Raw genomic sequence first — 14,045 nt, 5'->3', positions numbered from 1 at the left:
CGCATCGGCACGGACAAGATGGGCAAGGCCCAGGTGGCGCTGGATGACTTGCGGCGGACGGACCCCAAGGACCGCGATAACCGGATCTACCCCGGGACATACACCTCGGTGATCGTGTCCGAGGGCGTCCAACGGGTCATCCGCCCGATGCGTTACCAGTGCCGCCCGGCTGGCAAGCCGGCGAGCTATGACCGGCAGTATCCGGGCACCTACAACGCCCGACGGGACAACCTGGAAGGCTTCTGGAAGGGCCAGTTCGGCTACACCCACGGTCTGATGGTGGCCACCCGGTTCTACGAGAACGTCGAGGGGCCGGACGGCAAGAACCAGGTCCTGGAGTTCACCCCGCGCGACGAGGCGCCCATGCTCATTGCCTGCCTGTGGTCGAACTGGACCGACCCGAAGGGCAAGGAACCGGACCTGCTCAGCTTCGCCGCGATCACCGACGAGCCGGAACCCGAAGTCGCTGCTGCCGGCCACGACCGCACCATCATCAACATCAAGCCCGAGCACATTGATGCTTGGCTCAATCCGGACCCGGGCAACCTGGCCGCGCTCTACGGCATCTTCGATGACAAGCGGCACCCCTACTACGAGCACCGGAAGGCCGCATGACCCATTACAAGGACGCCGACCAGATCCTGGGCTTCGCCTTCGGCGAGGTCCTACCGGACCAAGGCTGCATCCTGACCGACATCTTCGTCCGCACGCCTCGCGGCCAAGGCCAACTCGAAGGCAAGCGCAGTGGCCTGATCGTCCATCAGGATGTGCTGCAGGACATCCTTGCCGCCAAGCAGCCGATGCTGGAGGCGATGACCGAGATGGGTGCCGACCGAGACGTGCTGGCGCCTGCCCGCATCGAGCTGCCGGCGTGGGATCAGGGCCCGACCTTGCGCTCGACGGGCGGCGCGGTCTACTTGTGCCAGAGCTTCGGCATCACCGAGGTGGTACCCGAGTTCGGGGCTGTCGCCGCCGTCATCGACGTGACCCTACTAGGGGGACCAAAGGCCGAATCCCACAAGAACGACTACCTGATCCCCCGGCACGTGCTGCTCACGCTCCTCGCCGACATTCCGAAGGTCCTGGCCAAGATCGGCAAAGGCGGCGGCGCCGCGGCGGTGCACTGAGCCGGGTCTCCGCGCAACTTACGCCCTCAGAGACACCATGCCGCCATGAAGAGCCGGGCCGAAGTTGACGCCGAGCTGGCCGGGCTGGAAGCCCTGATCCCGATGCTGGTAGCCGAATACGCGCCGGACGAGCTGCTGGAGGTCTTTGCCGGCGAGGCAGAGGTACTGACTGAGAACGTACCTCCCGAGCATGCGCTGCATGTCCGGGAGAGCATCGACCGTATGCTGGTCGCGGCCGAACTAATCCCGCAGGCGTAGCCGAGCGAATCAAGCTGCGACTGGCTCGAACGTCGAGACCAGGACCGCTTTCTCGCCCAAGCGCTGCGCCACGATGCAGGTAGCAGCCTCCCGAATCTCGACCTAGATCGATGCCACAAGGCGGGCTGTGAAAATTGCTTGGTCGTAGGCCTGGAACAAGAACAAGGGCGACTCGCCTTGGAAGATGCGCCATCCGTCAGCGCACTCACGTAGGAGAATGACGATCGGTTCCATGCCGAGGCTCATGTGGGCTGATTCCCCTTGTAGAGCCAGCGGCCCCGCGTCCATGCGGGGCACGCCCCGGGGGCGCTACCTTGGCTATAAGCCGGTGCGGGGCGTTGCGGGTGCAGTCATGCTGGCTTGAGGCAGCCGCCGAACCCATAGGGAATCGGCGTGGCGAGGGGCAGGGGAAATCCGAGGGTCGGGTAGGGCTATTCCGCTCGAAATAAACGACCGGAACGCCTGCGCCAAGCGCTGACGAAAGGAGACATCCATCCTAGAGCCTGACCGTCTCGTGTCGACCCAAAGCAGACGTTTCTGCCATCCTCGCGAACCGCCGAGGACTGGCCAGTCAACTTAGCTGAATCAGCTAGTGGTGGCGCTGCCTGCCGACAACGAATGGCGCGGCAGGTCGATGGTGAAAACGCAGCCTGTACCGGGCACGTCACGGACGCTGAGGACACCATGGTTCGCCTCGATGCTGCGGCGGGAGATGGACAGGCCAAGCCCCAGGCCGCTGGTGTCGGCACCCATCTGCGCGAAGGAATGGAACATGCGCTCCGCGGCGCCAGGCGGCAGCCCGCCGCAGTGATCCTCGACATCGATCAGGATGCGATCGGCCACGGAATAGGCGTTGAGGGTGACCTCGCTGTGCGCGTGCGAGAACTTGAACGCGTTCTGCAGCAGGTTCCCCGTTGCCGACAGCAGCAAGTCCCGGTCCGCATCGACCGCCAGCGACGGATCGACGCGCGACACCGCCAGAACGCAGCCCCTGACCTGCGCCTCGAGCGTTGCCGACAACTTGATCTCGGCGATGAAGTCGGCCAGCGAGAACAGTCGATGCTGCACCTGCATGGCGGCCGTGGCACGGACATCGGCGAGGGAACGATCGATGAGGTTGCCCAATCCGATCAGGGCGCGATCCAGCACGCCGCCGGTGGCGCCCGATAGGCCGACATGGCCTTCCTTGATCAGCGAAAGCGCGAGCGTCGCGGTGCACAGAAGATTGCGCAACTCATGCGCGAAGAATCCCAGCCGCTCGTTCAATGCGTCGGCCTGCAGGCCCGCCATGACGAAATCGTGCTGGTAGCTGAACTCGGTGGCCGCCGTGGCGATGGCGTTGTCCAGGCACCGGTTGAGCGTCCTGAACTCGTCGATGCCGATGGCAGCGCCGCGTTCGAACGCCAGGTCGGTGATGGCCTGGCAAAGATCGCCATAGTCGTGGACGACTTCCTCTACCGTGAAACCGTGTTGCAGCAATTCCTTGCCGTGCAGGGCCGCCGATTCGCTGATCTCGGACAACGCCGGCTTGCCGCCGCCCGCGCGCTCGGAGATCTTGCGGCTGCGGGACGAGTCCGCAGTGCGCTCCATTGTGAGCGTCTTGATGAGCTGGTCCAGGAAGATCGTGACGCCGTGCTGCAACTCCTCTTCGCACATGCCCGGCGGCGCGCGCTTGGCGACCTTGGCCCTGCATCTTGCGATCAGTTCAGCCCGATTCGCGATGAGGAACTTGTGCATCATCTCGGCACCATACTCCGGTTGTGTTCAGGAGGAAGAACCGTTGGTCAGGAATCTTGGCGTGTCGGATTGAACGCGACACAAAGAAAACGGCGGGGTTGCCCGCCGTTCCCTGACGTTCGGACATGACGTTACTGCTTGGTCGGGATGTTGACCTTGTCGATGCCGTGAAGGACGCCATTGCTGGAGCCGATGTCGGCCGAGGTCACCAATGCGCCATCGATGCTCACCTTGCCATCGGTCATCTTGATCGGGGCCGGCTGCCCATTGACGGTCTTGGCGGTTTCCCACTTGCCGACGTCGGCGACCATCCTGCGGCCGTTGATGACGTGGTAATTCAGCAGCGACACCAGTTCCTTCTTGTTCTCGGGCTTCAGGAGGTTGTCCAGGCGACCGGCCGGTAACTTGTCGAACGCAGCATCGGTCGGGGCGAAGATGGTGAACGGGCCTGCGCCGCGCAGGGTATCGCTCAGTCCGGCGCTTTCGAGCGCCTTGCCGAAGGTCTTGAACGACCCGTTGGCGGCGGCGGTGTCGACGAGGTTCTTGGTGTTGCTGGGAGTATTGCTCATGATGCTCATGGAATGATTGCCTTTTTTTAAGCGATTCGCGGGTATGCGAAATCGGAAACGGTCGAAGCCGTGGTTCCCGCCGAAGGCGGGGACGAGATGCTCAGTGCGGAGAGTGAGAGGACGTGCGGCGCGGCTGAGTGGCCGTTACGACATTGCGTCGTAGTGCAAGGGAGAGCATGCGCTTCCTGTTGTTACTATAGTGTCAGTGCTTGGCCCTTTCGACGCAGCCGTGAGGCCTTTGCGCGTCGGGATGCTGACTTGCCCAAGTCGAATGGTGCGGTCTCCTTGACGCAGCAGGCGTAGGCTTGCGATGACGCTGGTGTACTCGGCTCACGGGAACGCGCATGAATCATGGGCTTGGACATCTTCCGCATGAGCCGGTCCATCGGTTTTCCAAGCCGTTCGTGCGGTTCCTTCGCATCGAGGCCCTTGCGGCAGTTGTGCTGCTGCTGTGCGCCGCCGTCGCGCTGGCCACTTCCAATTCGCCGTGGTCCGTCCCGTACATGGCGTTCTGGGAGACGCCGATTACCATCGGCTTTGGGGACGTCGAGTTCTCGCACTCGATCAAGCGCTGGATCAACGACGGCGCGATGACGCTGTTCTTTTTCGTCGTTGCGCTGGAAATGAAGCGGGAAATGGTGCTCGGCGAACTGCGCAATCTGCGCATCACGTTGTTCTCTATGGCGGCGGCTCTGGGCGGCATGGTGGTGCCAGCCCTGGTATTCCTGTCGATGGAACGAGGCCAATCGGCGGGGAATGGATGGGGCATCGTGATGGCAACCGATACCGCATTCGTGATCGGCAGCCTGGCTGTATTGGGTGCCCGTATTCCGCGAACTCTTCGGTTATTCCTGCTCTCGGTGGCGATCTTCGATGACGTCGGCGCCATCATGGTGATCGCGCTCGGCTACGGCAGTCATGTGGACTGGACGGCGATCGCGTGGGCAGCAGGGGCGCTGGTGGCGATCGTCGCCATGGGCCGCCTCGGGATACGCAATGTCGCGGTGTATTTCGCGTTCGGGGGCATGGCATGGTTCTCGCTTGACGTGTCCGGCATCCACCCGACGCTGGCCGGCGTCGTGCTCGGATTGATGACGCCGGCCCGAAGCTGGGTCAGCGACAACCGGCTCCATGCAATCCTGGACAAGGTCGTCGCTTATCCACGGGGCGAACACTGGAGTGGCGATACCATGGATCGAAAGGATCTGCGGCGCGCCGGCGTCGCCGCACGAGAGGCGCTATCCCCGCTCGAGCGACTCGAGATTACATTGCACCCTTGGGTGGCGTTCGCGGTGTTGCCGTTGTTCGCACTCGCCAATGCCGGGCTGCCCCTGTCGACAACCGCCGTGGATTGGCGCTTGGCAACTGCAGTGACCCTCGGCCTGTTTTGCGGGAAGCCGATCGGCGTGGTGCTTTTCAGCTATCTTGCGACCAGGTTGCGGGTAGGCATCCGTCCGAAGGAACTTTCTTGGTCGCTGCTCGCTGGCGGAGCGCTGCTGACCGGCATTGGCTTCACCATGGCGTTGTTGATCGCCGAACTTGCGCTGGATGCGGAGCATCTCGATTCTGGCAAGATCGGGATCCTTTGCGGCTCGGTGTTGTCGGCAGCTTGCGGCTTGGCGGTTCTGCGTTGGCTGACGTCCCTGCATCAACGACGCAAGACTGCCAATGCGAGCTCCGCTCGAAGCGAATGATATGCTGCTATCGACTCTTCGGTCGAAGCCTTGGCAACAGGCCACCCTTCGTTTTCCGCCACGGCGATCGCCCGGGTCACGGATGATTCATGGGTGTGGTCGAACGGGCCATGTTGGCTGACGCGGCGATGCTGCTTTTCACTTGTCATGTAACGAAATCTCAATCGATGACGTGCATCGAGCCGAGCCAGCGTACGCCAATGTCCCATATGCGGCGTGAACGGTATTGGCCGCAGCCGGCACTGGCCGAGAGATCAGCGGATAGTGCCCCAGCGCATTGAAGCGTCGTGGTGAGGTTGGTGATGCATATGCGGCGTTAGCCTGAAATTCCGGCTCTTAATGCGGCATCGCAGGCACACCGTTTGCGTATGTCAACTTATTGACGAGTACGAAATGAAGAAATTCATACTTTCCCTGGAGGAATACTTCAGGCGCATGTTTTTTGAGCAGCCTATTCAGGTTTTTCTGGCGATCAGCTGCGCGCCATCGCGCTCAGGATGGGCTCCTTTTCCCGTCACTCTTCAGCGCAACGTCGCAGAGCTGAAGCGCGGCCATGGTGATCCGAGGGGTCGTGCTTGGACTTAGACATCCGTCTGCTCAGCAATCTCTAGAGCATCGTCGACCTCGATCCCCAAATAGCGCACAGTGCTTTCCAACTTAGTGTGACCAAGAAGCAGTTGTACGGCTCGCAGGTTCCGCGTCCGCCGGTAGATCAACGAAGCCTTGGTCCGGCGCATTGTGTGGGTGCCGTAGGATCCCGGCTCGAGGCCTGCTTCTTCCACCCAGCGATGGACGATGCGCGCGTACTGCCTCGTCGACAGGTGGGGCGAGTCCGACACCCGGCTGGTGAATAGGAAGTCCGAGGGATTCAGGTCGGCTTTCTGGACCCAAGCGCGGACTGCTTCACGGGTCATTGCTGTGATTTCGAACTGGACGGGCCGTCCGGTCTTCTGCTGCATCACCATGGCTCGAGAGGCCATGAGTCCGCCATGGGACACGTCAGAAACCCGGAGTCTGACCAGATCGCAGGCACGGAGCTTGGAATCGATCGCCAAGTTGAACAGAGCCAGGTCACGGACCTTGTTGCGTAGCTGCAGCCGGACCCGGATCGCCCAGATGTCCTTGAGCTTGAGCGGTGCCTTCTGGCCGACCAGCTTTCCCTTGTTCCAGGGCTGACGGGGCTGTGATGTGTGAAGGCTTGCCATGACCATCTCCTATTGGAAGGGGATGGGATGGTTCTCTCATGGGTGCCAAACGGGCGTGATGCGACCCGAAGCGGACAGCGGTCGGCTCTAGGGTCTCATCGAATGGGTGCTTCACTGGACTCAAGCCGCGTTCTTGAAGTATTCCCCAAGTTATGGCGCTGGGCTACTGCCCTGATGTAATCGGCCCGCCACGCCATAATTCGATCTGTCATTCGCAGGGGAAAGAACGATGATCAAATCTATCGCCATCGAGAACGTAAGGGGTATCGCCAGTTGTACGTTCGCACTCGACATTATTCCAAACAAGCCGTCGCTCCTCGTCGCACCGAATGGGTTCGGCAAAAGCTCGCTCGCCGCCGCCTTTGCCGCGCTTAAAAGCAAGCGAATGGAACTCCCAAAGGAGCAACGCCATCTTGGAGATGAATCGCTCGCCCCCAAACTGACGCTCACGATCAGGCAAAACGGCCAGAGTTCCGCCCTTGTCGCAGACGGCAACAGCAATGCTATTGCGGGAGTCTTTGATGTCTATGTGGTCACCAGCCGGCTACGGGCGAAGGCCACTAAGCACAACATGGGCAATTTCACGACTGCAACGGCATCGCTGGAGATCAGCGAGTTGGTGCTGGTCCAAACTATTCCGCCTAAGGCACACCATGTCTATGACGTGGCGGTCATGCGCGCTCGCTTCGGGTCGTCCGGCAAGGCCTTTCGGAACCTCGGCAAGACACTCGCGAGTCCGGTGTTTGCGGACGGTCTGATTGAGCTCTATGGCCTGATGGATAAGGTGGCAGGCGTCCGCATTCAAAATGAAATCACGGACATGATCGCGTCGCTACAGGCGCAAGCCGGAACCGGAGACGAAATACGCGCATGGGCTGTTGGCACTCTAGCGCCACGTCTCGAATCTATTGAGGCCATCAAGGAGCTAGCGGACCTCCTGACATTCGCTGCCGGCCCCGGGCAGCCCCGCATCGACGCGCTGCTCTCTGGCCTGCAGGTGGCGCTGACCTACCTTGGGGACAAGAAGGCGTTCAAGGACGCGTGCAAGTATCTTTCTTACCTCAACGAAAAGGAGAGCTTTGAGGACATCATCAGGGCGTTTGGTGCTACATGGAAGAAGGTCAAGCCTATCGAGCGCAAGGGAAGTCTCGTCGTCTCGTTTCCACCAGCAATGCATATCTCGAATGGTCAGCGCGACTCGCTGTGCTTTGCGGCAGAGTTGAGAAAGATCGAGCGGTCCATCTCGTCACGCGACACAATTCTCGTCATTGACGAGGTGTTTGATTACCTCGATGACGCGAACCTCGTTGCTGTCCAGTACTACATCACCAAGCTCATCAAGAAAGTCCGTGAGAAACAAAGGAGTGTGTACCCTCTGATTCTTACGCATCTGAACCCATACTACTTCAGGAACTTCACCTTTGCTAGCCAGAAGATTTATTTTCTAAAGAAGTCCAAGCCGGCCATAAACAAGGACTTCCGCGCCCTAATCGCAAAGCGGGATGAGCCATCCATAAGAAATTTCGTCGGCCGCCACTATCTCCACTATGACCCGTCACCGGTTGACGTAAGAGCGCATTTCCAGGCTCTCGGCTTGAGAGAGACTTGGGGAGACTCGATCGCATTCCATCGGCACACAGAAGCGGAGTGGACCAAGTACTTCAACGAATCGGACAACTATGACCCCTTTGCGGTCTGCTGTTTTGTCCGGGTTAGGATCGAGAAGACTATTTACGATGCGATCCAAGATCCGGCTCGAAAGTCTGAGTTCCTCAATACTTCAAAGACAAAAAACAAGCTGGATTTTGCTGTTGCAAATGGTGTCGATGTCGATGACAGCATCTATTTGCTGGGCATCATCTACAACGAGGGCATGCACGTTCACGACAACGTGGATGACAGTAGCCCCATCGTTTCCAAGCTAGAGAATCGGACCATCCGCCACATGATCATTGAGAGCATAGGGGGATAGTCGGCTCTCAAAGTATTCGCGCTAGCGTTGTGTCCGCTAAGTGTCCACTCCTGGCCGGAAGTCGCCACTGACCAGAGCAGGGGATTAGGGCCGGTTATCGGGGGCAGGGGAGGGCCGCCTTCGGCCGAGGCTGTGTAAAAACTCGTATGCGCGGGCTGGCGACGCCGACGTAGCCAGTTCGAGCGGCCGGCGATACAGCAAAAAGCGTGATGATTAGGCCGCGATGGCCCGCACCATGCCATCGGTGCCCATGATCTTGATCATCCGCTTCATGTTGTAGGCCAGAACCGCCAAGCTGATCTCCGTTTTGACCTTTGGAAGTGTCTTGGTCAGCAATGGCGTCGTTCCGAGCCACGATTTGAGCGTGCCGAAGACATGCTCAACCGTCTGTCGCCGTGCTACGGCCGCTTCCGGCTTGGCATCCAGCAGCATCTGCATTCGTTCGAGCACGTGTTCGTGCTCCCAGCGGGTGATTCGTCTATAGCTTGCGGTCGTGCATTGCGCCCGCATCGGGCAGCGGGGGCAGGCCGAGGACCAATACTTACGCAGGGTCAGGCCCTTTTCTTCGGCCGTGAAGCGATGGATCGCTCTTTCGCCTGCTGGGCATTCGTACTCATCCGCGGCTTCGTCATAAACAAAGTCCCGCTTGTCGAACCGGCCTTCGGCCTTGCTGTTCGACGTGAGCGGCTTGGGCACCAACGGAATGACGCCTGCCTCCTCGCACGCCAGGATCTCTGGCGCATTGAAGTAGCCACGATCTGCCAGTGCCGTCATGCGTTCGGTGCCAAGGGCTTCCCTTGCCTTCGTTGCCATGCGCGAGAGCTGCGCGCGGTCGTGACCGTCGTTCGTCACGTCATGAGCGACGATCAGATGACGCTCGGCGTCGACCGCCACCTGAACGTTGTAGCCAACCGTTCCCGTGCCACGACCACTTGAGGTCATTGATCTCGCGTCCGGATCCGTCAGCGATATCTGGTTAACTGGCGCAGCCTCGAGCTGCTTCTCGATAGCGTCGAGCGTCTCCATCTGCGCGCGCAGCTTCGCCAGCTTGTCTTTCAGGTGCGGAACGCGCCCCTCTGGCAACAAGCTTGGATCACGATCCGCGCGGTCCATCTCGGCCAGATAGCGCGCAACGCTCTCCTCCAGTTGCTGCCGGCGCCCCTTGATCTTGCCAACGGTGAAGTTGCGATCCCGGCTGTTCACCGCCTTGAGCTTGCTGCCATCGATCGCGACGATCGCGTGCGAGAAGACCTTCATGTTCCGGCAGAGGCTGACGAACCGGCTGCACACCGCGGTGATCGCGCTGCCGTTGTCCTTGCGGAAGTCGGCGATGGTCTTGAAGTCCGGCGCCAGCCGGCCAGTCAACCAGATCAGCTCCAGGTTCCGTTGTGCCTCCCGCTCCAGACGACGGCTGGACTGGATGCGGTTGAGGTAACCGTAGATATAGATCTTGAGCAGTGCCGCGGGGTGATACGCAGGACGCCCCCCAGCCACGCGATTGGCGGCCTCGAAGCCCAGTCTGCTCAGATCGAGTGCTTCCACGAAGGCATCAACCACCCGCACCGGGTTGTCATCGTGGACGAAGTCTTCCAGCCGATCAGGGAGCAAAAGCCCTTGGGAACGATCAACGCCATCCACGAATCGCTTCATGCAGAGCACCCATCGGCCAGTGCTCAGATCATGCCAGTAGAGGCGGAGTTTTCACACAGCCTCGGCCCAAAGCAGACACTGAATCTTCGGCGGTGGATTACCCTGTTGTATCCTCCATACTAGGTCATTGTGAGGTTTCGCGATGAACTCCGCGCCGGTTTCACTTGTCGGGGAGATCGTGTCCCATGTGAAAGGAGGGGATGGCTTAATCGTTGAGGATCTTGGCGTAGCACCATTCAGTGGCGTGCATCTTTACCGTGTCCGATGGAATGCGCAGGGTCGCCGAGAAGAGACCGCCGGGGATGAACTCCTGTATCGGGGAATGCGCCTGTCGGATGCGGTAGCGGCGATCGAACGTCGCAGAGCCGAGGAAGCTGAGCGACGACGCGCCCAAGGGGAGATCAGGTCACGCATTGAAGACCTGCTCGAGAAGGGAAGCATTGAAGAAGCCGATAGGGAGTTCGACGAACACGCAATAGGATGGTGGGGTTCAATCGACTACCAGGCTGTAAGGATGCGGGCGGTTCGTCGCATTGAGCAGGAAGCCGAAGCGCGACGGAGAGATGCGCAGGATAAGTTAACAGAGAATGTCAGGCAACTGCTGCGACGCGGGCGCTACAGGCAGGCTGATGTCGCCTACGCGGGTTGCGTGGATTTCTGGGCTAAGGATCTGTATGAGCAGGAGCGAGCAAGCTGCCGCTCTGCGCATGGAAATCGGATACGAGAGCGTTGGGCTGCCAGGCGCCGAAGGCGGCAGGAGAGACTTCGCGGTGAGGTCGTTTCACTTCTGAAGAATCTCGATATCGAAGGCGCTGATCGGGTTTATGTGAATTGTCGATCATGGTGGCCGATAGTCGCCTTCGAAGAGTTACGGGCGGAAGCCGTTCGAATCAAGGGCTTCGTGGAGAAGTACCCGGCTGCGTCGCTGGCAGACCTGGATGCGCGCTACGACGATGCACCTGATGGATACCTGTCAGCCGATGACTACGCCCGCTTGAAGCTGCCAAAGCTGAAGCTGCGTCTTGCGCGCCTTGGAATGCCGCTCGACCCGGAACAGTTGCTGGCCTGCGCGCGCCCAGAGCAGCATCGATTGATCCGCGCACGCGCCGGATCAGGTAAGACGAGGACCTTAGCCGCACTGGCGGCGTTGACCATTCACGACGAAGCTCTCGATCCTGACAAAGTGCTGATTCTTGCCTTCAACAAGAAGGCGGCGAACGAAATTGGTGAGCGGGTTCGCGGCGCGGCTGGGATTGACGAGTTTCGCAACGCGAGGACTTTCCACAGCCTCGCATGGCAGCTTGCGGATCATGCCGGGCGCAACCTGATCTTTGATGATGGCAACTTGGCGCCATCCCGCCGGGAACAGAGAGGGTTCGTCGAGCGGCTCATCGAGTCCATCATGAATCCGGCCTTTCGCGAACGACTCTATGAGTTCTTCCGCCTTGAGCTGGAGCAATTGGATCGCCTTGGCTCCAACCTGTCGAAGGAAGAGTATGTGGCCTTCCGGCGATCCATGGCGGACTACACGCTTGGCGGCCAGACGGTCAAATCCAATGGCGAGAAGTTCATCGCCGACTTCCTATTCGAGCACGGTATCGCATATAAGTACGAGAAAGTTTGGCCCTGGGACAAGCAGAACCGATTGAGAGGCGCCGCCTATCGACCCGACTTCTCCATCATTGATGGTGGCCGAGATTTCATCCTCGAACACTGGGCGGTCAACCCGGACGACCCTTCTGCGCAATTGCCGGACTGGTGGGAGACCAAGACCCAAGATTATCTGGACCAGATCAAGGCCAAGCGCGAGTTCTGGGAGAAACGCGGCGTTGCACTGCTGGAAACCCATGCAGGCATGCTTTCTCGTGGCCGCGAGGCATTCGAGAAATCGCTGAGGTCTCTGCTGGAAGGCGCAGGCATCCCTTGTCACAAACTTCCGCATGATGAGTTGGTCCGGCGGGTCGCAGAGGCACCGAGAACCGTTTCGAGAATGGCCGAACTCTTCCTGCAGTTCATTTCGCGGGCCAAGAAGCGGGGCTGGAAGGTCGAGGACATGTCTCGACTCGTGCGGGATGCTCCGGATCCTGAGCCGCGAAATCGTGCTTTCCATGAGCTGGCCATTCACGCCTATGCCGCGTACGAGAGGCAGTTGGTCGCGCAGTCGGCCTTAGATTTTGACGATCTTTTGATCTCAGCGGCCGAGTGCGTTCAGAAAGACGGCGTTGCGGCGCGTCTGCAACTGAACCGGAAAGACTCCATCGCCATTCGTGACCTGCGTTGGATCCTGATCGACGAGTTCCAGGATTTTTCCGAGCTGTACTACCGTGTGATCGGCGCGATTATCGACGCGAACCCTTCGGTTCGCGTGGTTGCGGTGGGAGACGACTGGCAGGCCATCAATGGTTTCGCCGGCGCACAGCCAACCTTCTTCAGAAGGTTTGACGAACATTTTTCCGGAGCAGGGATGGCGACCATCTCAAAGAATCGCCGTTCCGGCAGGGCCGTCGTGGGCGCTGGCAATCAGCTCATGGAAGGGCATGGGGAGCCAGCGCTCGCCCATCATAATTTCGATGGTGACATCGATTTGGTGGCGAGCGACAAGGTCTGGATTGATAACGGGTCGGCTTATGCAGAAACTGCAACAAGTTATCTCAATGATGGCCGCAAAATCGTCAAATGGGAGCTCGCCAGGGCACTGAAGGCATGTGTCGACTACATCGTGGCCTCAGTGTTTACCGACTCTGCACAAGGACTGCGTTGGATGCCTTCGGTGCTGATCCTTGCTCGCACTGGTCATGCTTACGGCGAAAGCTTGGCTGGCTTCGGCGAATGCCTCGAGCTGGCTCTGCACCGACATCCAGACTTGCAGGATCTCGCGAACGATTTTGCCGTGGTTGGTGGGCGGCGCAAGTCAGTAACAGACGGCGCTGTGCCGATCGAGGTCATGACAGCCCACAAGGCCAAAGGAAAGGAAGCCGACACGGTCATCGTGCTGGAGTCGGTGATGCGGCAGTTCCCCAAAGTCCATGCGGACAATCAGCTCTTTGGTCCGTTTGGCGTGGCAGCAGAGGACGTGCTTGCCGAGGAGCGGCGGTTGTTCTATGTCGCAGCTACCCGGGCTGAGAATCGTTTGATGTTTCTCACTGAGACAGGCAAGGAGTCGCCTTATCTTGGAGCCATGATGATGAAGTGTTTGGCTGCCGAACGAGCCGAAGACAAAGACGGACAACTTGGAACCGAAGCGAAGTCGATTAAGGAGCATCTGGACCGGATCGACCGGGGGTCGTTTATCCGGCAGAACATCTCTCAACAGGCCGTATCCATTTGGGACCGTCTGGCTGGGCAGTCACTGGGCCTGCCCGAAGTTGGACATTCTCTCTCCCATGGCCTTCACGCTGAACTTGCTTGGCCAAATATCAAGCCGCCAATCGCGATTCTTACGGGCAAGTACCGAGCTAGTGCTGACGACTGGAGACAACAAGGTTGGGATGTGTACTGAAGCCCAGGGAATGACCGTCAGCTTCTGGTCGCTCCTCGACCATCTAAGGTCGAGGAGCGAGCCTTATGGATTCAGACATCCGTCTGCTCGGCGATCTCAAGGGCGTTATCGACCTCGATGCCCAGGTAGCGAACGGTGCTCTCTAGCTTCGTATGCCCAAGCAATAGCTGGACCGCCCCGAGGTTTTGCGTCCGGCGGTAGATCAACGGGTAATCCCCCCGGCTGTTAGCTGACGCCAGAAGTGGAATTTTCTCGTACCCTTTTCCGAGGAGGTTCCATGAAGAAGTCCCGCTTCACCGACAGCCAGATCATCGCCGTGCTCAAGCAGGCCGAG

Annotated in this window: 10 protein-coding genes; 6 read left to right on the top strand and 4 right to left on the bottom strand. The window is 59.7% G+C overall.

Annotated features, from left to right (window positions below; genetic code table 11):
* From CSC62_RS16760 to CSC62_RS16750, 3 genes are all read left to right on the top strand, one after another.
* A partial coding sequence (locus CSC62_RS16760) for an SOS response-associated peptidase family protein (RefSeq protein ID WP_162407822.1) occupies nucleotides 1-615 on the top strand: 615 nt, incomplete at its 5' end.
* A complete protein-coding gene (locus CSC62_RS16755) occupies nucleotides 612-1,127 on the top strand; it encodes a hypothetical protein (RefSeq protein WP_162407821.1) in 516 nt (171 codons plus the stop codon). The genes CSC62_RS16760 and CSC62_RS16755, both read left to right, overlap by 4 nt.
* Nucleotides 1,128-1,172: 45 nt before the next feature.
* Complete coding sequence (locus CSC62_RS16750) at nucleotides 1,173-1,385, top strand: hypothetical protein (protein WP_162407820.1); 213 nt, start codon at nucleotides 1,173-1,175, stop codon at nucleotides 1,383-1,385.
* 585 nt (nucleotides 1,386-1,970) lie between these two features.
* Here CSC62_RS16750 and CSC62_RS16745 read toward each other — a convergent pair.
* Both CSC62_RS16745 and CSC62_RS16740 read right to left on the bottom strand, forming a co-directional pair.
* Nucleotides 1,971-3,125 carry a sensor histidine kinase gene (locus tag CSC62_RS16745; protein WP_211369034.1) on the bottom strand — a complete coding sequence of 385 codons (1,155 nt, stop codon included), beginning with the start codon at nucleotides 3,123-3,125 and terminating at the stop codon, nucleotides 1,971-1,973.
* A 128-nt stretch (nucleotides 3,126-3,253) separates the two neighbouring features.
* Nucleotides 3,254-3,700, bottom strand: a complete 447-nt coding sequence (locus CSC62_RS16740; RefSeq protein WP_162407819.1) for a fasciclin domain-containing protein — start codon at nucleotides 3,698-3,700, stop codon at nucleotides 3,254-3,256.
* A 335-nt stretch (nucleotides 3,701-4,035) separates the two neighbouring features.
* On the opposite strand from CSC62_RS16740, the gene nhaA reads away from it, so the two are divergent.
* Nucleotides 4,036-5,385: a Na+/H+ antiporter NhaA gene (gene nhaA, locus CSC62_RS16735; protein WP_162407818.1), complete on the top strand. Its 1,350-nt coding sequence runs from the start codon at nucleotides 4,036-4,038 to the stop codon at nucleotides 5,383-5,385.
* A 581-nt stretch (nucleotides 5,386-5,966) separates the two neighbouring features.
* Here the strand turns inward: nhaA and CSC62_RS16730 are convergent.
* Nucleotides 5,967-6,590: a tyrosine-type recombinase/integrase gene (locus CSC62_RS16730; RefSeq protein WP_162407817.1), complete on the bottom strand. Its 624-nt coding sequence runs from the start codon at nucleotides 6,588-6,590 to the stop codon at nucleotides 5,967-5,969.
* A 229-nt stretch (nucleotides 6,591-6,819) separates the two neighbouring features.
* On the opposite strand from CSC62_RS16730, the gene CSC62_RS16725 reads away from it, so the two are divergent.
* Nucleotides 6,820-8,562, top strand: a complete 1,743-nt coding sequence (locus CSC62_RS16725) for an ABC transporter ATP-binding protein (protein WP_162407816.1) — start codon at nucleotides 6,820-6,822, stop codon at nucleotides 8,560-8,562.
* 213 nt (nucleotides 8,563-8,775) lie between these two features.
* Here CSC62_RS16725 and CSC62_RS16720 read toward each other — a convergent pair whose 3' ends face one another.
* Nucleotides 8,776-10,212 (bottom strand): IS1182 family transposase, encoded by a 1,437-nt coding sequence (locus CSC62_RS16720; RefSeq protein WP_063305633.1) that lies wholly within the window; start codon nucleotides 10,210-10,212, stop codon nucleotides 8,776-8,778.
* 142 nt (nucleotides 10,213-10,354) lie between these two features.
* Between CSC62_RS16720 and CSC62_RS16715 the strand changes: the two genes are divergently transcribed.
* Entirely contained in the window at nucleotides 10,355-13,711 is a 3,357-nt protein-coding gene (locus CSC62_RS16715) for a UvrD-helicase domain-containing protein (protein ID WP_162407815.1), read from the top strand.
* Nucleotides 13,712-14,045 lie beyond the last annotated feature (334 nt).

It is taken from the genome of Pseudoxanthomonas jiangsuensis, assembly GCF_010093185.1.
Lineage (GTDB): Bacteria > Pseudomonadota > Gammaproteobacteria > Xanthomonadales > Xanthomonadaceae > Pseudoxanthomonas > Pseudoxanthomonas jiangsuensis.
Note: the sequence above shows the minus strand (reverse complement) of the source record. Positions and strands in the feature narration are given on the sequence as shown.